This is a genomic window from Bradyrhizobium sp. SZCCHNRI1009 (assembly GCF_032487575.1).
GTDB lineage: Bacteria > Pseudomonadota > Alphaproteobacteria > Rhizobiales > Xanthobacteraceae > Bradyrhizobium.
Window position 1 is genome coordinate 19,792 of record NZ_JAUEUL010000023.1, and the last position, 22,676, is coordinate 42,467.

General features: G+C 67.8%; 20 protein-coding genes. 9 read left to right on the forward strand and 11 right to left on the reverse strand.

What is annotated here, in order from left to right:
- The first annotated feature begins 12 nt into the window (after positions 1 to 12).
- Both QX010_RS27480 and QX010_RS27485 read left to right on the forward strand, forming a co-directional pair.
- Positions 13 to 1,422, forward strand: a complete 1,410-nt coding sequence (locus tag QX010_RS27480; RefSeq protein ID WP_316182949.1) for an alginate export family protein — start codon at positions 13 to 15, stop codon at positions 1,420 to 1,422.
- Positions 1,423 to 1,441: 19 nt separating this feature from the next.
- Positions 1,442 to 2,134, forward strand: coding sequence for a YoaK family protein (locus tag QX010_RS27485; RefSeq protein WP_316182950.1), 693 nt, complete (start codon positions 1,442 to 1,444; stop codon positions 2,132 to 2,134).
- Between the two features lie 8 nt (positions 2,135 to 2,142).
- Here the strand turns inward: QX010_RS27485 and QX010_RS27490 are convergent, their stop codons facing one another.
- Complete coding sequence (locus tag QX010_RS27490) at positions 2,143 to 5,466, reverse strand: CHAT domain-containing protein (RefSeq protein WP_316182951.1); 3,324 nt, start codon at positions 5,464 to 5,466, stop codon at positions 2,143 to 2,145.
- Positions 5,467 to 5,780: 314 nt separating this feature from the next.
- Here QX010_RS27490 and QX010_RS27495 point away from each other — a divergent pair, with 314 nt between their 5' ends.
- Complete coding sequence (locus tag QX010_RS27495) at positions 5,781 to 7,046, forward strand: HlyD family secretion protein (RefSeq protein WP_316182952.1); 1,266 nt, start codon at positions 5,781 to 5,783, stop codon at positions 7,044 to 7,046.
- Between the two features lie 12 nt (positions 7,047 to 7,058).
- Positions 7,059 to 8,639, forward strand: a complete 1,581-nt coding sequence (locus QX010_RS27500) for a DHA2 family efflux MFS transporter permease subunit (RefSeq protein WP_315805336.1) — start codon at positions 7,059 to 7,061, stop codon at positions 8,637 to 8,639.
- Positions 8,640 to 8,783: 144 nt separating this feature from the next.
- Here QX010_RS27500 and QX010_RS27505 read toward each other — a convergent pair whose 3' ends face one another.
- Genes QX010_RS27505 through QX010_RS27520 form a run of 4 tightly spaced genes read right to left on the reverse strand, consistent with a single transcriptional unit; the run spans position 8,784 to position 13,473 of the window.
- Positions 8,784 to 9,635 (reverse strand): fumarylacetoacetate hydrolase family protein, encoded by an 852-nt coding sequence (locus QX010_RS27505; protein ID WP_316182953.1) that lies wholly within the window; start codon positions 9,633 to 9,635, stop codon positions 8,784 to 8,786.
- 9 nt (positions 9,636 to 9,644) lie between these two features.
- A complete protein-coding gene (locus QX010_RS27510) occupies positions 9,645 to 10,967 on the reverse strand; it encodes an MFS transporter (RefSeq protein WP_316182954.1) in 1,323 nt (440 codons plus the stop codon).
- A gap of 33 nt (positions 10,968 to 11,000) precedes the next feature.
- The gene (locus tag QX010_RS27515; RefSeq protein WP_316182955.1) at positions 11,001 to 12,554 is read right to left on the reverse strand and encodes a bifunctional 3-(3-hydroxy-phenyl)propionate/3-hydroxycinnamic acid hydroxylase; all 1,554 of its coding nucleotides are present in this window, start codon (positions 12,552 to 12,554) and stop codon (positions 11,001 to 11,003) included.
- A gap of 25 nt (positions 12,555 to 12,579) precedes the next feature.
- Positions 12,580 to 13,473: a VOC family protein gene (locus QX010_RS27520; protein ID WP_316182956.1), complete on the reverse strand. Its 894-nt coding sequence runs from the start codon at positions 13,471 to 13,473 to the stop codon at positions 12,580 to 12,582.
- Between the two features lie 174 nt (positions 13,474 to 13,647).
- On the opposite strand from QX010_RS27520, the gene QX010_RS27525 reads away from it, so the two are divergent.
- Positions 13,648 to 14,364 carry a GntR family transcriptional regulator gene (locus QX010_RS27525; RefSeq protein ID WP_315805341.1) on the forward strand — a complete coding sequence of 239 codons (717 nt, stop codon included), beginning with the start codon at positions 13,648 to 13,650 and terminating at the stop codon, positions 14,362 to 14,364.
- 2 nt (positions 14,365 to 14,366) lie between these two features.
- Here the strand turns inward: QX010_RS27525 and QX010_RS27530 are convergent, their stop codons facing one another.
- The gene (locus tag QX010_RS27530; RefSeq protein WP_315805365.1) at positions 14,367 to 15,023 is read right to left on the reverse strand and encodes a TetR/AcrR family transcriptional regulator; all 657 of its coding nucleotides are present in this window, start codon (positions 15,021 to 15,023) and stop codon (positions 14,367 to 14,369) included.
- 207 nt (positions 15,024 to 15,230) lie between these two features.
- Here QX010_RS27530 and QX010_RS27535 point away from each other — a divergent pair, with 207 nt between their 5' ends.
- The gene (locus tag QX010_RS27535) at positions 15,231 to 15,659 is read left to right on the forward strand and encodes a CHRD domain-containing protein (RefSeq protein WP_316182957.1); all 429 of its coding nucleotides are present in this window, start codon (positions 15,231 to 15,233) and stop codon (positions 15,657 to 15,659) included.
- Between the two features lie 30 nt (positions 15,660 to 15,689).
- On the opposite strand, the gene QX010_RS27540 is transcribed toward QX010_RS27535, so the two are convergent.
- The 5 genes from QX010_RS27540 to QX010_RS27560 form a co-directional block, all read right to left on the reverse strand.
- Entirely contained in the window at positions 15,690 to 17,264 is a 1,575-nt protein-coding gene (locus QX010_RS27540; protein ID WP_316182958.1) for an EAL domain-containing protein, read from the reverse strand.
- Positions 17,265 to 17,425: 161 nt separating this feature from the next.
- The gene (locus QX010_RS27545) at positions 17,426 to 18,613 is read right to left on the reverse strand and encodes an MFS transporter (protein WP_316182959.1); all 1,188 of its coding nucleotides are present in this window, start codon (positions 18,611 to 18,613) and stop codon (positions 17,426 to 17,428) included.
- 43 nt (positions 18,614 to 18,656) lie between these two features.
- On the reverse strand, positions 18,657 to 20,021 hold the full coding sequence (locus QX010_RS27550; RefSeq protein ID WP_316182960.1) for an NAD(P)-binding domain-containing protein: 1,365 nt from the start codon (positions 20,019 to 20,021) through the stop codon (positions 18,657 to 18,659).
- Between the two features lie 49 nt (positions 20,022 to 20,070).
- The gene (locus tag QX010_RS27555; protein WP_316182961.1) at positions 20,071 to 20,388 is read right to left on the reverse strand and encodes a metalloregulator ArsR/SmtB family transcription factor; all 318 of its coding nucleotides are present in this window, start codon (positions 20,386 to 20,388) and stop codon (positions 20,071 to 20,073) included.
- A gap of 105 nt (positions 20,389 to 20,493) precedes the next feature.
- Positions 20,494 to 20,973 (reverse strand): hypothetical protein, encoded by a 480-nt coding sequence (locus tag QX010_RS27560; protein ID WP_315805347.1) that lies wholly within the window; start codon positions 20,971 to 20,973, stop codon positions 20,494 to 20,496.
- Positions 20,974 to 21,049: 76 nt separating this feature from the next.
- Between QX010_RS27560 and QX010_RS27565 the strand changes: the two genes are divergently transcribed.
- The 3 genes from QX010_RS27565 to QX010_RS27575 all read left to right on the forward strand — a co-directional run bounded on the left by QX010_RS27565 (position 21,050) and on the right by QX010_RS27575 (position 22,673).
- Positions 21,050 to 21,700, forward strand: coding sequence for a Crp/Fnr family transcriptional regulator (locus QX010_RS27565; protein WP_316182962.1), 651 nt, complete (start codon positions 21,050 to 21,052; stop codon positions 21,698 to 21,700).
- Positions 21,701 to 21,790: 90 nt separating this feature from the next.
- Positions 21,791 to 22,153: a metalloregulator ArsR/SmtB family transcription factor gene (locus QX010_RS27570; RefSeq protein WP_316182963.1), complete on the forward strand. Its 363-nt coding sequence runs from the start codon at positions 21,791 to 21,793 to the stop codon at positions 22,151 to 22,153.
- A complete protein-coding gene (locus QX010_RS27575) occupies positions 22,146 to 22,673 on the forward strand; it encodes an arsenate reductase ArsC (protein ID WP_316182964.1) in 528 nt (175 codons plus the stop codon). Before QX010_RS27570 ends, QX010_RS27575 begins: the two co-directional genes overlap by 8 nt.
- Positions 22,674 to 22,676 lie beyond the last annotated feature (3 nt).

Here is a 22,676-nt window from a genome sequence, read left to right on the forward strand (position 1 = left end):
CGCCATCGGCGGATGGAGAGGCGCGTGCGGATGGCTGGGGCACTGACGAGGACGGCCGCGGCGCTTGCGATGGTCGCGGTGTCGTGCGGCCTGGCCGCCGCCGAGGACGCCCGTCCCGCCATTCGCACCAATCGCTGGCAGGAGGACTGGTCCGTCCTCGCCAATCCGGCGCTGCGCACGGAGCCGTTCGATCCGATCAAGTACATTCCGCTGCAGGCCGGCGTGCCGCAGAGCTATGTCTCGTTCGGCATGACCCTGCGCGAGCGGTTCGAGAGCCTGGACGCGGCGAGCTTCGGCATCGGCGGCGCCAAGCCCGATCAGCACGTGTTGCAGCGGCTGCAGATCCATGCCGACGCGCATTTCGACGAGCATTGGCAGGCCTTCGTCCAGCTCGAGGACGCGAGAGCCTTCGGCAAGGCCACCATCACGTCGGTCGACCAGAACCCGCTCGATCTCCGGCTGGCTTTCCTCGCCTACGTCAACGCGACGGAGCAGGGCACGTTCAAGGCACGGGTCGGGCGGCAGGATTTCGACTTCGACCTGCAGCGCTTCGTCTCTTCGCGCGACGGGCCGAACGTGCGCCAGTCCTTCGACGCGCTGTGGGCCGACTGGGAGAGCGGCCCGTGGCGCTTCATCGGCTTCGTCAGCCAGCCGGTGCAATACAAGCTGGTGCGCCCGTTCGACGACACGTCGAACGGATCGTTCCTCTTCCACACCTTCCGCGTCGAGCGCCAGGTGCTCGGCACCAACGAGCTGTCGTCGTATTATTCCTACTATCAGCGTGACGATGCGCGCTTCCTCGATGCCGCAGGCCTCGAGCAGCGCCACGTGCTGGACATCCGCTTCGCCGGCAAGCTCGCCGGCTTCGACTGGGATCTCGAGGCGATGGGGCAGGCGGGTTCGGTCGGGGCGAAGCAGATCCGCGCCTGGGGCGCCGGCGCGCGCGCCGGCTACACCTTCGCCGACGTCGCCTGGCAGCCGCGCATCTGCCTTCAGCTCGACGGCGCCTCCGGCGACCGCCATCCCGGTGACGGCAAAATCGAGACCTTCAATCCGCTGTTCCCGAACGGCTACTACTTCACGCTGGCCGGCTTCACCGGCTACACCAACCTGATTCACCTCAAACCGTCGCTGACGGTGAAGCCCATGACAGATCTCTCATTCATGGCCGCGATCGGCCTGCAATGGCGCGCGACCAATGCGGACGCGATCTACGTCCAGCCCAATGTCGCGGTCGCCGGCACCGCGGGGCAGGGCAGCTCGTGGTCCGGCGCCTATGCGCAGCTGCGCGCCGACTATCGCTTCAACGCCAACCTCACAGGCGCGTTGGAAGCCGTGCACTATGAGATCGGCGACACGCTGCGCCGCGCCGGCGGCCACGACAGCGACTACATCGGCATCGAGCTGAAATACGCGCTCTGAACAACGAAAGCAGGACCACATGTCGCAATTCGAGTCCCGCAACGTGGTGCCGCTGCTGCTCAGCGTCAATGCCGGCTATGTCGACACTGCCGGCTTCCTGGCGCTGCAGGGCCTGTTCACCGCGCACGTCACCGGCAACTTCGTGACGTTCGGTGCGGCGCTGGCGCTGGGCACCTCGGGCGCGACCGCCAAGCTGCTGGCGCTCCCGGTATTCTGCTTGGTCGTGATCGCGACGCGGCTGGCCGGCACGTTGCTGTCGCGGCGGTGGTCGCGCGCGTTCGAGGTCCTGATCGGCGTCAAGCTGGTGCTGCTCGTCCTTGGCGCCGTGCTCGCCATCCATTTCGGCCCGTTCCATGACGGCGACAGCCGCGAGGCGATCATCACCGGCATGGTGCTGGTCGCGGCGATGGCGATCCAGAACGCCGTGCACCGGATCCATCTGCCGAGCTCGCCGCCGTCGACCCTGATGACCGGCACGACCACGCAGGTGATGATCGACCTCGCCGACAGGATCTATGTGGGCGACAAGGGGCAAGCGCCGCCGCCGGCGCGGCTGATGCAGATGGCGATCAACGTGCTCGCCTTTGCGCTCGGCTGCGGCGCCGCGGCGCTGCTGTTCATGCGCCTGGGAGGCTGGTGCTTCGTCGTGCCGCCGGTCATCGCCGCGCTGGCGCTCGGCGTGCGCCTCGCCGGGCCCGAGCCGGCGCGCTGAGGACGCCGTCAGGTGCCGGTGCCGAGTGCCGGCTGGACGTTCGGCGCAGGCGCCGTCGGCGGCAGCCGCGGCAGCGACGGCGCAACCTGGGTGTCGCCGTCGCAGTGCACCGCGTAGAGCAGCCCGAGCGGGTTGCCGTGCTCGCGGAGAAATTCCCGGCGCAAGCTGAGGAACGTCTCTCCCAGCGGCACGCCGTCGAGAAAGCTTTCGAAGAAGCGCTTCGCCCAGGCCGTGGCGAAGATCGCCGGGGTCTTGCATTCCGTTCCAACCACGCCGCGCGCGCCCTTGGCCATGAAATACGGCACGAAGCCGTCGTAGAACGCCGGCGACAATTCGGCCGACTCGCAGGCGTTGATGAAGACGAGGGGGTTGCCGGGAAGCAGCTTGCTGGTCGGGGCGTCCAGGCTGAGCTCGCCCAGCGTGATGCCGGCATCGGTCAGCACCAGGCTGGAGCTGTCGGGACCGCCGGGGTCGTCGAGGCCGGTCGCCCGGGCGTGACAATAGAGGTAGAGGATCTGGTCGTTGGTGGTCTCGTCGGCCAGCGCCTTGACCAGCTCCTTGCAGGTCGTGCGCGACACGATGTGGACGTTGCGGCGTGCCGCCTTTTCCGCGAGCCAGAACCGCTGCTGCTGGGCGACGAGGTCGGCGCCCATCTGCCGGTCGATGTTGTCGTTGACGTTCAGGCTGATGCTGAGCTCGGGCTTGTCGCTCGGGATCAGGCAGTCGGAGACGCGCGGCGTGTTCTGCATCGGGATCTGCTCGATCACGTGGCGCATGCCGATGAAATTGTCCCAGTCGAGCTGCGCGCCGGCCGAGGCGTCGCCGACATAGAGCAGGCCCCACGGCACCGTGGTCGCCTCCGCCACGATCTGCAGCTTCAGCCGCCTGGAGCGATCGCTGGTGAGCTTGCGCAGGAAGTCGCCGATGTCCTTGGAATCCTGCGCGGCGGCGGGGCCGAAGAACAGCTTCTGGAACAGCGCCGATCCGGCGCGCGCCATGATCTTCAGCGCGGCGTCGCGGTCGGCATCGGCGATGTCGATCCCGCTCTGGAAGACGAAGCTGCCGGCCGCGTTCTGATAGGTCACGACCTTCATGAGCTCCTGGCGCGCGACCTCGATCGCCTTGGCGAGGTAGTCCGGCAGCAACGGCAGCCGGGCGCGCGCCGTGACGGGCTTCCAGACAAGACAGTCGTAGCCGCCCGCGATCGGCATGATCGACAGGCCGACGTCGCGCGGATTGAGCACGCTGGCGGAGGAATAGGGCCGGCCATGCGCGCCCTCGACGCGGGGAGAGGGCGCCGCGCCGACATCGATGACAAGGTCCATCTGCTGGACGAAATTGCCGTCCTTGTGGACCGTCGCCCGCAGCGCCGACGGGCCGAATTTCTTCGGCGACAGATCGAACCGTGCCTTGTTGCGCGACTTGCCGGTGCGCGGCAGGCGCAGCGGGCGGCTCTTGTCGGAGAGCTCGAAGTCGTCGCTGTCGAGCTGGATGGTCAAAGTGACGTCGGAGGTTCCTTCCGGGAACAGCTGCTCGTCGGCAAGCGGCACCGACGAAACGCCGCTCTGCTGGACGTCGACGTCGAAGGCGAAGGTGTACCACTGGCCGGGCTTCAACGGCGCATCGAGATCCTCGAAGCCGGCATTGATCCAGCGCTGCTCGCCGGGCGGATAGGCTTTGCGGGTGTCGAGCGGGGGTGGCTGCGGGACGGTCGGCGGCGGCACCCATTGCGGATATGGCCGTTGAATCTGCTGCTGCTCTTCCTGCCGTTGCTGCCGCTGCTGCTGCTGATCCTGCTCTCGCTGCTGCTCGCGTTGCGGCCGCTGGACCTGCTGCTGCTGCTCTTGCCGCTGTTGCACCTGCTCCGACGTCCGCTCGAACGTTCGCGGCCGCCAGAGCTGCTGATCGTAGCGCTGTTGATCGAAGTGGCGGATGTCGTCGCTGAGCAGCCCGCCGCCGATGCTGCCGGGTTGCGGCCTGACGGCCGCGGGCGCGGCCAGGATCGCGGCCCAGAAGGCGTGAGCCACTTCGGGGTGGGCGATGTCGCTGTGGGCGCCGGCCGCGCCGCCGCCGTTCCGGATGATCCGGCTCGCCTCGATGTTGTAGACCCGGCCGCTGCCGAAACCGTAGCTGAAGCCGACATCCTGGATCGGCATGTCGACGGTCGCCACAGGCTGGGTGCCGCGGACGCCGAAGCTGCCGATGGCGCCGTACAGCGGATAGTCGGTATCGAGCAGATATTGCTGCTTCAGCCGCGCTCCGAGCGGGTAGAACCATCCGTTCGCCCGGTCGTAGCTCGAGCGGGTGGTCACGAATGCGCCGCGCACGAGCCCCTTCAGCAGCGTGCGCCGGAAATAGCCCTGCGCTGGCGCGGCCTGCGGAATGCTCTCGGCATAGCACCACAGCGACAGCGCGCCCTGGACCAGGAACATCGTCTCGACCGGACGCGGCAGCGCGCGGCCGTCGGGCGTGCCGGCGACGGCCGCCGACACGACGATGCAGCCGAAGCTGTGGCCCATCAGGTGCACCCGGGCCGCCGGCGCCGCCTGCTGCAGCTTGACGAGGACATCATGGGCGCCGGCCTCGCCGAACTGGCGCGCGCGATCCTTCATCTTCCAGAACGACAGGATGCGGAGCGGCGCCAGCAGCGCATCGCGCAGATCATCGCCGAGGCCGAGCGTGCCTGCGGTCGCATCGGCCGGCGCGCTCCGCGCCTCGTTCACGATCACGGTCGGATCGAACCGGTCCTGCTCGGCGCCGGGGCGTCCGCTCGCATCGCCCATCGCAAGCCCGGCCGCGGCGAACAGCCTGAGATAGGCATCGCGCATCGAATCCGGCAACGTCGCCGCCGGCGCAATGCGCGCCTGCTCGAGGATCGAGCGAATGTCGACGCGCGCCGCCGGCGTGTCGGCGATGCGCGCCGCATAGCGCTCCACTTCCGCCTCGAGCGATGCCGCCGGCGTGTCGGCGGACAGCAACCCGCCGCCGCCCGATGGCAGCGTCTCATCTCCGAACGGCAGGCTCGGCCAGTGCAGTCCGATGATGACGGGGGCAAAGCCGGGATGCTGCTGCGCGGCGGCGAGCCGATCCGCATCGAGCCCCGCCATGGCGGCGAGCCAGCGGTCATACTGCTCGATCGCCGCAGGGACGTCGCCCATCCAGCCATGGCTCAGCAGGATGATATCGCTGACCGCCGCGCCCAGCGCATGGAGGCGGTTCACCACCATCTCGCTCGCGAGCGAACCGTCGGCCTCTCGCCGCTCTTGCCCCGTCGCATCGAAGGCGATGAGCACATATTGCAGGTCTGAGCCTGGCACCTGACGGACGGGCATGCGTGCCTCGCAATAGGATCACGTCGGCATCTTCCGCGGTAGTCGGTTGCCGACCCTAACAATTTCTTATTATGCGTGTGTTGTATTTAGCCGCGTTGATCGAGTCAACGCGATCACGTGAGACTGCAACCGCGGCTGCGTCACGCAGTTGACCTTGCTCACGGCGGTTCGCGGTGGAGGCGCAGGGGAACGCGCGTCGGCGATCTCCAATGACGAAAAGTTTAGCTCGCCGCATCGCTGTGCGCCATTGCGTCCCACATGCATCGCGCCCAACTGTAGAAACGAAACGGTTCCGTTCTTTTCAAGGAGACGTGATGACACAGCAAGCTCTGTCATCGGCTGAGGTTCCATCTGCGGCCAACGACGATCCGGTGGTCTCCGCGCGCGATCGTGCCGTGCGGCAATGGCGCGGGGATGCCTCTGGCGACACTCCGCAGCAGATCGAGGCCAAGGCGCCGGCTGCGGAGCCCGGTCCGTCGCCGACGGAGCAGGGGCAGCGCCAGGAGGGGGCCCGGAGGAGCCTGATCCGGCGGCATCCGCTTGGGGCAGCGCTGGGTCTCGTGCTGCTGCTCGCCGTCGGCGCCGGCGGCTACGTGTACTACGATGCGGCCCGTCACTATGAGACCACCGACGATGCCTTCATCGCGGCCCGCCAGTTCTCCATTGCGCCGAAAGTCTCCGGCTACATCACCGCCGTCCCCGTCACCGACAACCAGCACGTCAAGGCCGGCGACGTGATCGCGCGCATCGACGATCGCGACTACAAGACCGCGCTGGCCCAGGCCGATGCGCAGGTGAAGTCGGCCCAGGCGGCGATCCGCAACATCGAGGCGCAGATCGAGGTGCAGCAGGCGCAGATCACCGCGGGCCAGGCCCAGGTCGAGCAGGCCCAGGCCGGGCTGACCTTCGCCGAGCAGCAGGCCAAGCGCTATCAGGACCTCGCCCGCACCGGCTCGGGCACGGTGCAGAGCGAGCAGCAATACACATCGCAGCTCCAGCAGCAGAAGGCGGCGCTGACCTCGGCGCAGGCCAATCTGCAGGTGGCGCAGCGGCAACTGGAGTCCTTGAAGGCGCAGCGCGAGAGCGCCGACGCCAATCTCGCCCAGGCGCAGGCGCAGCGCGACCAGGCGCAGCTCAATCTGTCCTACACGACCGTGACCGCGGCGCAGCCCGGCCGCGTTGTCAATCTCAGCGCCGCCGACGGCCAGTTCGCGGCACAAGGCACGGCGCTTTCGATGTTCGTGCCCGATGACGTCTGGGTGACCGCCAATTTCAAGGAAACCCAGCTCGACGAGATGCGTCCAGGCCAGCCCGTGACCCTGGAGATCGACGCCTATCCGGAGCGCGAGATCCGCGGCCATGTCGCCAGCGTGCAGTCCGGCTCGGGCCCGGCCTTCTCGCTGCTGCCGCCGCAGAATGCGACCGGCAACTACGTCAAGATCGTGCAGCGCGTGCCGGTCAAGATCGACATGGATGATCCGCCGACGGACGTCGCGCTCGGTCCCGGCATGTCGGTGGTGCCGACCGTGCGTGTCGATCCCAGGCCGTCGCTCTATGAGCGGCTGAAGGCCGTGCTGTGAGAGAGGTCCGCCATGCGTGAGGCTGCCGCTCTCTCCGCGCCGCGCGCCGGCAGTCCGTGGATCATCGCGGTGCTGGTCGCGCTCGCGACCTTCATGGAGGTGCTCGACACCACCATCGCCAACGTCGCGCTGCCCTATATCGCCGGCGGCATGGGTGTCAGCCAGGACGAATCCTCCTGGGTGGTGACGACCTATCTCGTCTCCAACGCGATCATCCTGACGGCGTCGAGCTATCTCGCCAAGCGCCTGGGCCGCAAGACCTTCTTCATCATGTGCCTCGGCCTGTTCACCTTGAGCTCGGTGCTGTGCGGCTTCGCCTGGAATCTGCAGGTGCTGCTGCTGTTCCGGATCATGCAGGGCCTGGGCGGCGGCGGCATGGTGCCGGTCGCGCAATCGATCCTCGCCGACTCCTTCCCGCCGGAAAAGCGCGGCCAGGCCTTCGCGCTGTTCGGCGTCGCCGTCGTGGTCGCGCCCGTCGTCGGCCCGACGCTCGGCGGCTATCTCTCCGACAACGTCTCCTGGCACTGGTGCTTCCTGATCAACGGCCCCGTCGGCGTCGCCGCGATGCTGCTGATCGGGCTGATCCTCAAGGAGCCTGAAGCTGTCACTGAAGAGCGGCGCAAGCAGGCGCACGGCTTCGACGTCGTCGGCTTCGTGCTGGTCGCGACCTTCCTCGGCGCGCTCGAACTGATGCTCGACCGCGGCCTCGAGGACGACTGGTTCGACTCGCGCTTCATCCTGGTCACCGCCGCCGTCTGCGTTGCCGCCTTCATCGCCATGATCCCGTGGGAGATGAACCAGAAAAACCCGACGGTCGACGTCCGCATGCTGGCGTCGCGCCAGTTCGGCGCCAGCTTCCTGGTGATGCTGGCGACCGGCGCGATCCTGCTCGGCACCACGCAGATGCTGCCGCAGATGGTGCAGCAGGATTTCGGCTACACGGCCACCTGGGCGGGCCTCGTGTTGTCGCCGGGCGGCCTCGTCACCATGGCGATGATGTTCGTGGTCGGACGGCTCTCGGGCAAGGTGCAGCCGAAATACATGATCATGACGGGCGCCGCGGTCGTCGCCTTCGCGATGTATGACCTCACGCGGGTCTATGCCAATGTGGACTTCTGGTTCTTCGCCGAATCCCGCATGCTGATCGGCATCGGCCTGCCGCTGATCTTCCTCTCGATCACGACCGCGTCCTACAACGGCATTCCGCCCGAGAGGACCGACCAAGCCTCGGCGCTGATCAACGCCGCGCGCAACACCGGCGGGTCGATCGGGGTGTCGCTCGCCGCCAACATCCTGGCGCATCGCGCGCAGTTCCACCAGAGCCGGCTGGTCGAGAATGCCATTCCGTCCAACCCGGCCTATCAGGACACGCTGCACCAGGTGACGAACTACTTTACCGCCCATGGCAGCTCGCTGGTCCAGGCGCAGCAGCAGGCGCTCGCCTGGATCGGCCAGACCGTTCAGATGCAGGCGTCGCTGCTCGCCTATGTCGACGTCTACTGGGCGCTGATGCTGATCTCGCTGTCGGCGATTCCGCTGGCGCTGACGCTCCGCAAGGTCAAGCTCGGCGGCGGCCCGGCGATGGCGCATTGAGGAAGCACGGTCGTTCGGCTGTCGTTCCGGGGCGATGCGCAAGCATCGAACTATGGTGCGCAGTTGCGCACCTGAGAATCCCGAGATTCCGGGTTCAGCCCTGGCGGGCTGCCCCGGAATGACGGTCAGGAACATCAGGGGCGCTCACACCGCCTCGTCGGCGATGCCATTTCGCAGCAGTCCGATCTTGTCGATCTCGACCTCCACGACATCGCCGGGCTTCATCCACAGCGGCGGTGTGCGGCGGGAGCCGACGCCGCCGGGCGTGCCGGTGGCGATGACGTCGCCGGGCTCGAGCCGGGTGAACGAGGAGCAATATTCGATCTGGCGCGGGATATCGAAGATCATCTGGCTGATCGTCGCATCCTGGACGACCTCGCCGTTCAACCGCGTCTGCAGCCGCAGCGAGCCGAGGTCGTCGATCTCGTCGGGGGTCACAAGCCACGGGCCGAACGCGCCGGTCGCCGGAAAATTCTTGCCCGGCGTGAACTGGTGGGTGTGGCGCTGGAAGTCGCGGACGCTGCCCTCATTGTAGCAGGCATAGCCGGCGATGTGCTTGAAGGCCTCGCTGCGCGGGATGTAGCGGCCCGGCTTGCCGATCACGATGGCGAGCTCGCCCTCGAAATCGAGATCGGTCGAGACGCGCGGGCGGATGATATTCGTGAGATGCCCGGTCTGGCTGTTGGCGAAGCGGCCGAACACCGTGGGGTTCTCGACCTCGGAGCGGCCGGTCTCCTTGCGGTGCGTCTCGTAGTTCAAGCCGATGCAGAGGATCTTGTCCGGGTTCGGGATCACCGGCAGGAAGCTGATGGCCGAGATCGGATGCCGCCTTGCGCCTGAGGCCGCTGCAGCCGCCTCCTTCAGCGCGTCCGCTGCGATCGCCGATTTCAGGTCCGGGAAGCGGTCGCGCAGGACGGCACCGAGATCGGCGACGTCGGTGCCCTCGACGAGTCCCCAGGTCGGCGCATTGTCGATGGTGAAGCTTGCAAATCTCATCCGATGTCCTCAGGTCGAAACCGCCGCTACGGCGGAGGGAGAAGCCGGTTCTTGCGCCGATTTCGCGAAGCGCGCGATGGTGCGCTCCGGGAAGATCAGCGCGAAGGCCGAGATGGCGCCGACGATCAGCACGCCGGCGGTGAAGGTCATGGCGTGGGCGTAGCCGAGCGGCGCGTTGCCGCCGGCCTCGCCGACGATCCAGCCGGTGAGCGCATTCGACACCAGCGCGGAGGCCGCGTTGCCGGAATAGATCACGACGATCAGCCGGCCGCGCTGGATTGCCGGCGCCACGGCGCCGAGCGCGACGGGGCCGAAGATCGTGGTGAGACTCGGTGCGGCGAAGGCGATCGCGATACAGGCGAGCTGCAGCGGGCCCGAGGTGACGATGCTCAAGAGCAGCGCGCAGCCGGCGGCGAGCAGCGCGAGACCGGAGGCGTGGCCGAGGCAGGCACGCAGGCTGAAGCCTCTGCGCTGCAGAACTTGCGTCAGCCAGGAGCCGCCGAGCAGCAGCGGCGACTGGAACAGGTAGATCCCCGAGATGATCCAGCCGACATCGACCTGCTTGTAGCCGAGCCCGAGCTGCAGATAGGGCGGCAGCCAGGTCGCGGACATGCCGACGATCCAGTACGACGCGGTCGACATGATGATGACGCCGATCACGGTCGGATCGGCCCACAGCACGCGCGCCGGCAACGCCTTGTCCTTCGCCGCCGAAGCCTCCGGCGCATGGGCGGAGTAGGGTCCTTCGCCACCGACGAAGAACCAGCCGAGCATCCAGGCGAGCCCGAGCAGGCCGCAGAACAGGAAGCCGGTGCGCCAGCCATAGCTCACGATGACATAGGTCAGGATCGGGCCGCCGGCCAACAGACCGACGCTGATGCCCTGCAGCACCACCGCGCTCGGCACGCTGCGTCGGTCGGCGGGAAACCAGTTGTAGCAGGCGTGCAGCGCGGTCGGCAGTCCCGGGCCTTCGCCGGCGCCGAGAATGATGCGGCAGATCACCAGCACGGCGATCGAGCCGGAGAAGAAGATCGGGATCTGCGTCGCCGACCAGACGGCGGCCATGATCAGGAGCAGCCATTTCACCGGGAAGCGGCCGACGACGAACATCCCGACGGCCATGCCCGACAGCGAGAACAGCAGGAAGAAGCTGCTGCCGATCAGCCCGAACTCCTTCGGGCTCAAGCCCAGCTCCTTCATCATCGGCACGGCCGAGAGGCCGAATACCAGCTTGTCGAAGAAGTTCAGCGTCTGGAACAGGAACAGCATGATGAGGACGGCGATCGCGCGTCCTCCCACACTGGGTCCGGCGGTGTCCGATGATGTCGTCATGGCGTTTCCCCGTTTGACATTCTCTTGTTTTGATTAGTGCAGTCGTTGGTTCAGCTCGCTCAGCAGCGCGGCGAGCTCCGGCGCGTCCGTCGCGACGCCGTAGACATAATGATCGGGGCGCACCAGCGCGGCGCTGCAGCCGTGGCGCTCGAACCAGCGTGCGACGACGGCGCTCTCCTCGTGCAAGCCGTGACCGCCGATGGCGATCACACTGATCCCGGCGTCGCGGGTCGCGGCGTCGATCGAGCTCGAGTTCAGCGCGCCCCGCCCGTCGAGGACGAGCCGCCATCCGGTGCCGGCGATGGTATCGAGCAGCGCTCGCCCACCACCGTCGCCGACGATCCAGGGCTGCGGAAACAGCGTGCCATTGGCCGCGTTTGCCCTGGTCGCGAGCAGTCCCTGCGTCAGCGGCGGCACGATCTCCTGCCGGGTGATGGTGCGCGGCGCGCCGCCGCCTTCGGCAAGGATACGCACATCGCGTGCCGCTGCGGCCGCGGGATCCTGCTCGCAGATGACGCGGCCGATCGCCTTGATGCGCGTGGTCAGCTCGCGCACATGCGTGCTGCGCTCGCTTTCATAGCTGTCGAGCAGGGCCGTGGTCGATTGGCCGCGCAACACGCGCGCGAGCTTCCAGCACAGATTGGCGGCGTCGCGCAGGCCCTGGCACATGCCCTGGCCGATGAAGGGCGGCTGCTGATGCGCGGCATCGCCGGCGAGCAGGACACGGCCCTGGCGCCAGCGGTGCGCGACCAGCGCATGGAAGCGGTAGCTCGCCGCGCGCCACAGGGTGGCGTCCTCGGGCCCGAGCCAGCGGGACAGCAACTGCCAGACCCGCTCCGGCTGCTCCATCGCGTGGCGGTCTTCCCCCGGCCGCAGCATGATCTCGAAGCGGCGATGATCGCCGGGGCCGATGATGTAGGTGGTCGGACGCGCGGGATCGCAGAATTGCGCCGCGGTGGCCGGGAGCTTGCCGGCGCTGCCAGCATTCACGAGAAGATCGACCACCAGCCACGGCTCGTCAAAGTCGAGATCATCGAAGCTGATCCCGAGCTGCTGGCGCACGGTGCTGGAGGCGCCGTCACAGGCGATCACGTAGTCGGCGGTGACCTCATGCGTCGTGCCGTCCGCCCGCTGCAGCACGACGGTCGCCGCCGTTGCATCCTGCCGGATCGCGACGAGGCTCGTGCCCAGCTCGACCGTCACCGACGGACAGGCGCAAACGCGATCGCGCATCATCTGTTCGACCGGCGGCTGCGTGAACACCATGCTCGGCGTGTAGCCGAGCGGGTAGGGCGGGCCGACCATGTCGATGCGGCGGATCAACTGCCCTCGTGCGCCGAAATGCTCGGACGCCGGGAACGGCGCGACGTACCGGCTGACCTGTTCGGCGATGCCGAGATTGTCGAACAGCCGCATGATCTCGTGATCGAGCGCGATCGCGCGCGGCTTGTCGTAGATCTCGACAGCGCGATCGATCGCGAGCGTTTTGATGCCCTGCATGCCGAGCAGGCTCGCGGCGATGGCGCCGGTCGGACCGAAGCCGATGACGGCAACCTCGAAATGCTTGTGATCGGACGTGGCTGACATGGAAACTCTGGAGTTGGACAACGAGTCAGGCGGCGTAGCCGACCGCGAGCTGCGCGGCCTTGACGTGCTCGGCCTTGGGCGGCGCAATGCCCCATTGGTCGGTGCGGCCGGGCGGCCAGACCCAATGCTCCGGCCCACGCACGACGTAGTCGTCGTCGACCTGCAGCACCTCGGCGGTGTATTCGATCACGGTCCCGACGGGATCGATGAAGTAGGCGAAGACATTGTCGCCGGGGCCGTGGCGGCCGACGCCCCAGGCGATCGGATGGCCGGCATCGATCATGCGGCCCGCGCCGCGCATCACGCCTTCCCAGGTCGGCATCAGGAAGGCGACGTGGTTGAGGCCGTTGACCTTGGCGGCGGCGATCACCACCGCATGGTGATCGGAGTTGCAGCGGACGAACGCCATCGCCGCGGAGCGATCGGTCAGCTTGAAGCCGAGCGCCTTCTCGTAGAACGCAGCCGTGCGATCGACGTCGGTGCTGTTGAGATTGACGTGGGCGAGCCGCTCGGGGAGCTCGGGCCGCGGTGGCTTGGCGTCGTGCCTGAGGTCGTCATGAACGAAGCGCAGCACGCCGCCTTCGGGGCCGCGCAGGCTCATGATCACGCCGCCGTCGGGACCGGGGTTCGGCGCTGGCGCTGCGATCAGCGTCGCGCCTTCATGGATGGCGTTGCGGCTGACGGCATCGAAATCACTGGACTCGGCGAGGCGGAAAGTCACCGCCTTCAACTCGGTACGCTCGCTCTGGTGCAGCGCTACGACATGATGATCGCTGCCGGTCGCACGGAGATAGACGATGCCGCGGGCCTCCGCGACGCGCTCCAGCCCCCAGGTCTGTCGATAGAACGCTTCCGAACGCGCGAGATCTGGCGTGCCCAGATCGACACTGCGCAGAGCCGCGACCGGAAACCGGGTCATGAGCGTGTCCTCCTGCGCGATGCCCGGGTGAGGACGCGCGACGTTTCTATCCCTGGCCGGCAGAACCGGCTCGTCCTTTTTATTACATAAAAAATAGGAATCAATCAGAATTTATAAATTTTATGTTCTGTAGCCTCGCTCTATACATGTCGTCTGATTCAGAGGAGATCGGGCGTGGATGCGGTTTTGGAGGCCGAGGGGCAGGGCCCGTCGACGCAGGCGAGTCATGTGTATGACCGGCTGCGCGAGGACCTGCTGTCCGGCCGGCTGGCGCCGTCGCGCAAGCTGCAGATGCGGTTTTTGACCGAGACCTATCAGACCGGGCAGACACCGCTGCGCGAGGCGCTCAACCGCCTCACTGCCGACGGACTGGTCGAGGTGCGCGAGCAGCGCGGCTTCTACGTCAAGGACATCAGCCGCGCCGAGCTCGCCGAGTTGACCAAGACGCGCTGCTGGGTCGAGGCGCTGGCGCTGCGCGAGTCGATGGCGGCGGCGACGCCTGATTGGGAGGAGCAACTGGTGCTGGCGCAACATCGGCTCAGCCGCGCGCCACGCTCGCTCAGCGCGACCACGTTCGAGGACAATCCGGAGTGGGAGAGGCTGCACCGGATCTATCATCGGGTCCTGATCTCGAACTGCGGCTCGCAGTCGCTGATCGCGTTCTGCGGCCAGCTTGCCGACCAGCTCTATCGCTACCGCCGGCTGTCGATCCGCAAGGCGTTTCCGTCACGCCCCGTCGGCGACGAGCACGCCGACATCGTGAACGCCGTGCTTGACGCCGACACCGAACGCGCGGTTGCGCTGCTCACGGCGCACTATCAGCGCACCGCCGACGTGATCCTGCAGGACGAGACGATCTTTCCGGAGCTGCGCAAGGACAAGCAGATTTAGGATCACGTCGTCGCGGCGAGGAAGAAGTCGACGCGCTTCTCGACATGCGCCTGGGCTTCCTTCTTCAGGGTGCGCATGTCCTCGCCGAGCAGGCTGCGGATCAGCACGGCGAACACCACGAGATCGAGGAAGATCCGTGCGCTGTCCTCGATGCGGTCGGCCGAGAACGCGCCCTTGCCGGCAAGGCCTTCGGCGCGCGCGAGCTCGCCGATCGCATGGCTCACATTGCAGGTGGCGCGCTTGCGCGCGGTGTCCTGGATCTCGAGCGTCAGCTCGGGAAACCGCGGATTTTCCGCAATCGCGGTACGCATCAGGCCGATCGTGTCTTCGACGAAGGCGCGCTCGATCAGGGTGAGTCCGAGGCTGATCAGCCGGGCGCGGAAGGTGCGGCCCTGCGGCACCAGGTTCTCATACTGAGTGTTGCGCGCGGCATGGCGGGCGATCACAGCCGCGAACAGCGCGGCCTTGCTGGGAAATCGCGCGTAGATGGTCGGCTTGCCGGCACGCGCGGTCTGCGCGATTTCGTCGACGCTCGCGCCTTCGAAGCCGTTTGCGAGGAACACCGTCTTTGCCGCATCGAGAATGCGCTCCTCGACCTCGCCGGCACGTTCGAGCGGAGGCCGCCCCACCTTGCCGCGCGCCGTCTTGGAAGCAACCATTCGATCCGCCATGGCTTTCTTTCTTTCGAGGCTTTCTTTCGCGGCCTTTGTGTTCCCGTCCTGTTTGGCACAGGGGTCCGGATTGTTCAATCAACGCGGCCGGGGGCCGCTGCTCATGCCTGGGGCGTTAACGCGTTCCACGGAATATCGGCTTGCCCGTGGGGTCTCGAACACTGAGACTGCACAAAACGATTTAGGAGGAAAACCATGGGACGGACATTCGTTCATTTGTCGTTGCTCGCGGTCGCCTGCGTCGCGGCCGCGCCGCTTGCGCGCGCTGAAACCGTCATCTTGAAGTCCGAGCTCAAGGCCGCCAACGAGGTGCCGCCGAACGCCTCGCCCGCGACGGGCGCGGCCGAAGCGAGCTTCGACACCGCCACCAAGACGCTGAGCTGGAAGGTCACCTATTCGGGCCTCACCGGGCCGGCAATGGGGGCGCATTTCCACGGTCCCAGCGAGCCCGGCAAGAATGCCGGCATCGTGCTGCCGTTCAAGAGCCCGGAGACCCCGATTACCGGTTCGGCCGTCATCACGGACGCTCAGGCGGCCGACCTGCTGGCCGGCAAATGGTACGCCAACGTCCACACCCAGGCGAACCCGGGCGGCGAGATTCGCGGACAGATGACCCGGCAGTGAGGCGCGTGCCCGACGCGCGCGGGCTCGCCGTCACGCGGCCAGTTCCGGCGCGCCGGCCACGCCCGGAACGGCCGAGGCCCGGCGCACGTCGAGGAACTGCTTGAAGCGCCCGAGCGACAGCGGCGGCGCAACCAGATAGCCCTGGCCTTCCTCGACGCCGCAGGCGATCAGCGCATCGACCTGCTCCTGATGCTCGATGCCCTCGGCGACCACGGACATGTCGAGCTCGCGCGCCAGCGCCACCAGCATCTGCACCACCACGATGGCGGACTGGTCGCGGGTGATCGCGTCGACGAAGAACTTGTCGATCTTCAGGATGCGCGCGCCGAGCCGCTGGATATAGGACAGGCCGCTATGGCCGATGCCGACGTCGTCGAGTGCGACGCGGAAGCCGAGCTCGCTGAGCTCCTTCACGACATCAGTCGCCTTGGCGAGATCGGCGAGCTCCTCGCGCTCGGTGACCTCGAGCACGACCTGGCGGGTGGAGACCGATGACGACGCGACCGTCTTGCGCAGATCGTCGATGAAGCGGTCGCCGAGCAGGTGGCGCGGGGTGACGTTGACGGACAGCTTGAACAGCTTGTCCTGCTTCATCTCCGGCTGCAGCTCGCGCAAGGCGGTCTTGAGGAGCTGCCAGGTCAGTCTCTCGATGCGGCCGGAGCTCTCGGCGAGCGGGATGAAGCTCATCGGCGGGATCAGCCGGCCGTCCGGCTTCTCCCAGCGCGCCAGGATCTCGCAGCCGACGATGTCGCCGGTCTTCAGTCGGAAGGTCGGCTGCACATAGGGCTTGAACTCGTTGGCCGCGAGCGCGCGGTCGAGCTCGGCGACCGGGTCCACCGGCCGGCTGAGGTAGCTCGCCAGCAGCAGGCCGAACATGCCGCCCAGCGTGCCGGCGGCGAGCATCGTCAGGAGATAAGCGAGGTCGCCGCGCGCGCTCAGGCTCTGCGGCCGCACATGGATCGTGGCCTGCAGCGGATAGCGGTCGGACACGGTGGTGAACGCGACGGTCTGCGCCGGCGATCTGGCGGATGCGTCGGGATGATAGCCGGCCACCTGCTCGCCATCGGGCAAAGTCAGGGTGACGTTGCTCTCGGCGCGCAGGCCGACCGGCATCACGTCCAGCAGATTGCCGTCGATGCGCAGGATCGCCGCCAGCGACCGTTGCGGGTCGATGTCGCGCATCACGCCGAACGCGGCGCCGGTGAACTGCTCGACGCGGAACAGCCGCAGCTCGCCGTCGGCGGACTTGAACATCTCGTCGCGCCGCGCCCAGCCATTGTCGAATTCCAGTGTTTCGGAATAGGCCGCGCACTTGACCGCGCCGTCGCGATCGACGGTGCGGATGTCCTTGATGATGGTGCCTTGATAGACGTGAAGGCGCAGCGCCTGCAGCGCGACGGCGCTGCAGTCCATCGGTCCTTTCGCGATCAGACGGTTCAGGATCGATCCGGCCGAGTCGATCGCGGCCTCGGAACGGCGGAGCGCCAGCTTGCTGAGCTCGCTGAGCTGCCGCGCGGTCTGGTTGCCGATCAGCGCGGTCACGGCGAGATCGGCGCCGGCCAGGAAGATCCCGACGCAGGCGACCACCGCCGCGACACGAAGCATGTGTTTACGTTGCAATGCCATCGTGTCGTGAACGCCCCCGTATGACCACGGGTATCCTTCAATCCAACCTTCAACTTTCCGTATATGCGCCCCAGGATGCCCGTCCGCAGCGGCACGGTGGGCCGTGAGCGCAGGAAGCTGGTTAATGAAGGGCTACCGGCTCAGGCCGCCTTGTCGGTGGTGTCGAGCGGCATCGCCGTCTCGGCGCGCTCGGCCGGCAGCAGCATCAGGGCGGCGAGCGCCGACAGGCTCAGGCTCGCCGACACGATCAGCACGCCGCGGCCGAGCCCGTCGATGAGCAGGCCGAACAGCAGCGGCGCGAAGGCCTGGCAGATCCGCGACGGCGCCCCGATCAGGCCGAGCCGGTAGGCGTAGTTGACGGGGCCGAAGATCGCGAGTGGCAGCGTGCCGCGAGCAATGGTCAGGATGCCGTTGCCGGAGCCGTGCAGCAGCGCGAAGGCCGCCGCCGCGCCGCCGCCGAACAGCCCGATCGTCACGGCGCCGATCGGATGGGTGATGCAGGCGAGCCGCGCCGAGGCGAGCGGATGGAAGCGGCTGAGGAAGCCGGCCTCGAACACGCGCGCGGCGACCTGCGCCGGCCCGATCATCATGCCCGCGAACAGCGCCTGTGCAGGGGTTGCGCCGAAGGCCTGCATCAGCCGCGGCAGATGCACCGCCATCGCCGCGGTCACGGTCCAGGCCGCCGCCATCGCGAACGCGATCAGGATCATGGGACGATCGAGCGGAATGTTCGGCTTGCCCCCCGGCATCTCGCCGGGTGCCATCTGGGTCGCGCGCGGCAGCGACAGATTGAGCGGCAGGCCGATCACGAGATGCGCGATCGCCCAGGCAAAGCAGGTCTCGCGCCAGCCGATGGTGGCGAGCCCCCAGGTGCTCAGCGGCCAGCCGACGGTGGAGGCAAAGCCCGCGATCAGGGTGATGCCGGTGATCGCGCCGCGCGCATCCTTGCCATAGATGCGCCCGAGCGCGCCGAACGCGGCGTCATAGAGGCCGAGCCCCATGCCGACGCCGAGCCACAGCCACGCGATCGCCATCACCCACAGCGAATGCGACAGGCCGAGCAATGCGAGCCCGATCGCCAGCACGATGTTGGAGGCGCACAGCACCTGGCGGCCGCCGACGCGGTCGATCTGGCGGCCGATGCGCGGCCCCAACAGGCCGGAGATGATCAGCGAGGCGGAGAAGGCGGCGAAGAACCAGTTGTTGGACAGACCGAGATCCCTCGCGATCGGGTCGGCGAGGATGGCCGGAAGATAGTAGCTCGATCCCCAGGCCAGCGTCTGGGCGGTGCCGAGAGCGATGACCACGCCCAGCCGTCTTGCCTGCATTCCCGTCGACCTCTCCTCGGTTCTGCGTCACGACGTCTCTGGATCACGAACAGCCGCAGCCGCTGCGGCCAGCCGCCTTGGCCTTGGCATCATCGGCACAGCAACTGTCTACGCCCGATGGCGCCGGTCCGCCACAGCAGCCGGACAAGGCTGCAATGCTCTCCACTCCGGCGCGGGTGCAGACGCCGGTCTCCGGCAGCTTCAATTCGACACGATGCGCGGCGGCCTTGTCGCCGGCGATGTCGGCGGTGATCGACCGGACCTGCTCATAGCCGGTCATCATCAGGAAGTTCGGCGCGCGGCCATAGCTCTTCATGCCGGCGAGATAGAGCCCGGGCTCGTCGGCCTGCGCCAGCTCGCGCGCGCCATGCGGCCGGACCGTGCCGCAGGAATGCTCGTTCGGATCGATCAGGGGCGCGAGCGCCACAGGCGCCTCGATCGCGGGATCGAGCCGCAGGCGCAGCTCCGCCAGCAGCGACAGATCGGGGCGGAAGCCGGTGGCGACGATCAGCTCGTCGGCGGTGACGTGGCGGTCACCCGCGGCGGCGATCCGCAGCCGGCCGTCCGCATCGGTGATCCCCGTGACGCCGAAGCCGGGCTCGAGCCGGATGCGGCCCGAACGCACCAGCGCGGCAAAGGCCATGCCGAGTTCGCCGCGCGCGGCGAGCTGGTCGGCGCTGCCGCCGCCGAACGCCTTCGCGGGATCGTCGCCGCGCAACAGCCAGATCGCCTGCGTGCCCGGCGCATCCTCGGCCAATGCGGCCAGATCGATCAAGCTGCCGATCGCCGAGTGGCCGGCGCCGAGCACCGCGACCGTCTTGCCGGCATAGCGGCTGCGCTGCGCGCCCCGGACGTCCGGCATCGCGTAGGCGATGCGCGCCGCATGCGCAGCTTCGCCGAGCGCGGGCAGCCCGCCTTGGCCGGCAGGATTGGGCGAGAACCAGGCACCGGAGGCGTCGATGACGGCGTCGGCCTGCAGCGCCGCCTCGCCCTTGCCGTTGTGGGCGCGGATCTCGAACGGCGCATCGGCGCGTCCCTTCGACCTGGCCTTGTCGAAGCCGGCGCGGCCGATCGCGGTGACGCGATGCGAGGTTCTGATGACGTCGCGCAGCGCGGTGCGCGTTGCAAGCGGCGCGAGATAGGATTCGATCAGCTCGCGCCCTGTCGGATAGGCCTCGGGCTCGGGCGAAGTCCATCCCGTCGCCGCCAGCAGCCGCGCCGCCGCGCTGTCGATGTTGTACTTCCACGGCGAGAACAGCTGGACGTGCTGCCACTGCCGCACCGCATGCGCGGCTTCTGGACCTGCTTCCAGCACGACCGGGGTCAGGCCGCGCGCCAGCGCGTGGGCGGCGGCCGCCAGCCCGACCGGGCCGGCGCCGATGATCGCAACCGTCTTGGCATCCGTCATGGTACTTCCTCCCATATTTCTAGAATGATCGAATTAAAGGACGAAACCATCAGGCCGCCGGCCGAGCGGTGCCGCAGCCGCGATCCTCGACGCAACACTCGGAGACGAGGAAGCCGAGCAGGGAGCGCATCACGTCGTATTCGGCGTGACAGACCAGCGTGGTGCCCTCGCGCTGCTGCGAGATCAGCCCGACCGCGACCAGCGTCTTGACGTGGTGCGACAGCGTCGAGGCCGGGATCTTCAGCCGCTCCTGCAATCGGCCGACCGGCATCCCGGCATGCCCGGCGCGCACCAGCGCGCGGTAGATCTTCAGGCGCGTGGTGTTGCCGAGGGCTTCCAGGCGGGCAGCGGCGTCATCGAGCTTCATGACAAGCAGGATGGGGCAGGCGGCGTGCCGAAGTCAAACGATATTTCTAGAATATTGGAAATAACGCGCCGCGGTGCATCGCCGGCGGGAGGCGCGTCCGGCGCGCTATCGCAGCCGGTAGCCGGCATGGCAGCCCACGCAGGCCGCCATCGTCTCGCCGAGCGCCTTCAGCGCCGGCTTGAGGTCGCCGGTCACGCCCGCATTCTGCGCTTCGATGGCGAAGCGGCTCGCCGCCTTGTGCATGGTGGTGCCGGCCTCCTGCATGCCCTGGGGCATGAACCCGGCCACCTCGGCGGCGCCGTGCAGCCGCAGCGAGCTCATGCCGAGGCGCTGCTCGGCGATCTGGCCGGCCTTGTCCGGCTCGCCCGCCGCGAGCGCGTCGTTGATCTGCTGCAGCGCCAGCAGATGGTCGCGCATGTTGGCAAGCGTATGCTCGGCGAGATCGGGCGGAAACGCCACCCGCTCGCGCGGGTCTGCCGGAAGCATCCCGTGGCTGCCGTGGTCGTGATGGCCGTGGTGCTGCGCCGTCGCGATGCCGGCGGATGCGACGAGAGCCAGCGTAACGGCGGCGAGACGCAGGCGCATGAGGACCTCCATTGAGCGAACGCGGTGACGTCTTCCCTAGACCGCGCAGCCGGACGGCGCATATGATCCTGATCATATGCCGAGGATTGACCATCTCCCGCCCGAGGGCACGCGCCCGCCGCTCGACTGGCGCGCTCTTGCACGGCTGTCGCCGTTGCTCGCCGCGCTGCCCGCGGCCGCGCGGTTGCGGACCCGGCGCATCCATGTGCCGCGCCAGGGCACGGTGTTCTGTCGGGGTGATCGGCCGCGGGCGATGTTCTTCGTGCTGACCGGCGAGGTGAGGCTGGTGCGCCGCTCGCGCGCCGGCGACGACATCGTCCTGCAGCGGGCCCGCCGCGGCTTTCTCGCAGAGGCCAGCCTCGACCAGTCGACGTATCATTGCGACGCCGTCGCGGCGCAGGATTCGGCGCTGCTGGCGATCGAACGCAAGGCCTTCGCCGAGGCGCTGCGCCGTCCCGAGATCGGGGACCGATGGTGCGATCATCTCGCCCGCGAGTTGCGCAAGGTCCGGGCGCAGTCGGAGCGGCTCAGCCTGAAGACGGCGCGCGAGCGGATCGTGCATTTCATCGAGACCGAAGGGGAGGGCGGCGAGGTCGAGCTCGGCCGGTCGAAGAAGGACTGGGCCGGCGAGCTCGGCGTCACCCATGAAGCGCTCTATCGCGCGCTGGCGCGCATGGAGCAGCACGGCGAACTCATCGTCGACGGCACCCGCCTGCGCTTGCCGTGAGCCGTCCGTCTCCGGCGTCTTTCGCTCCGTCGTGCCCTCCCTGCGCAGCCGCCCTTGACGTTCGCCTGTTATATCGATAATTCTGGATATATGGAAAACGAACAAGCCGTTCTGGCGCTGGCCGCTCTGGCGCAGCCGACGCGCCTGCAGGCCTTCCGCACGCTGGTGCAGCACGAGCCCGACGGGCTGCCGGCGGGCGAGCTCGCGCGTCTGCTGGAGGTGCCGCAGAACACGCTGTCGGCACATCTATCCGTGCTCGCGCGCGCCGGCCTCGTCAGCTCGATCAGGCACAGCCGCTCGATCGTCTACCGGGCCGATCTCACGCAGTTTCGCGAGGTCGCGCTGTTTCTGCTGCAGGATTGCTGCGGCGGCCGGCCGGAGGTCTGCGCACCCGTCATCGCAAGTCTCACCCCGTGCTGTGCGCCGAAGCGCAAGGAGAAGAGCCGTGTCTGACCGCATCTACAATGTCTTGTTCCTCTGCACCGGAAATTCGGCGCGCTCGGTGCTGGCCGAGTCGATCCTGCGCAAGGACGGCGCGGGCCGCTTCCACGCCTTTTCCGCCGGCAGCACGCCGAAGGGCGCGGTGCATCCGTTGGCACTCGAGACGCTCGCGCGCATGGACTATCCGACCGACGATCTGCGCTCGAAGAGCTGGAGCGAGTTCGCCGCCGCCGGCGCGCCGGCGATGGATTTCGTCTTCACGGTCTGCGACAACGCCGCCGGCGAGGCGTGCCCGATCTGGCCGGGGCAGCCGATGACCGCGCATTGGGGCATCGAGGATCCGGCGGCGGCCGCAGGCACGGAGCTGGAGAAGCTCGCGGCGTTCACGACCGCCTTCCGCTATCTGAAGAACCGGATCGACGCCTTCATCAATCTGCCGCTCGGCCGCATCGATTCGATGTCGCTCGGCACGCGGCTGCGCGCGATCGGGACGGGCGAGGGCGCAACGTCGTTCCGCTCCGACGTGGCCTGATCC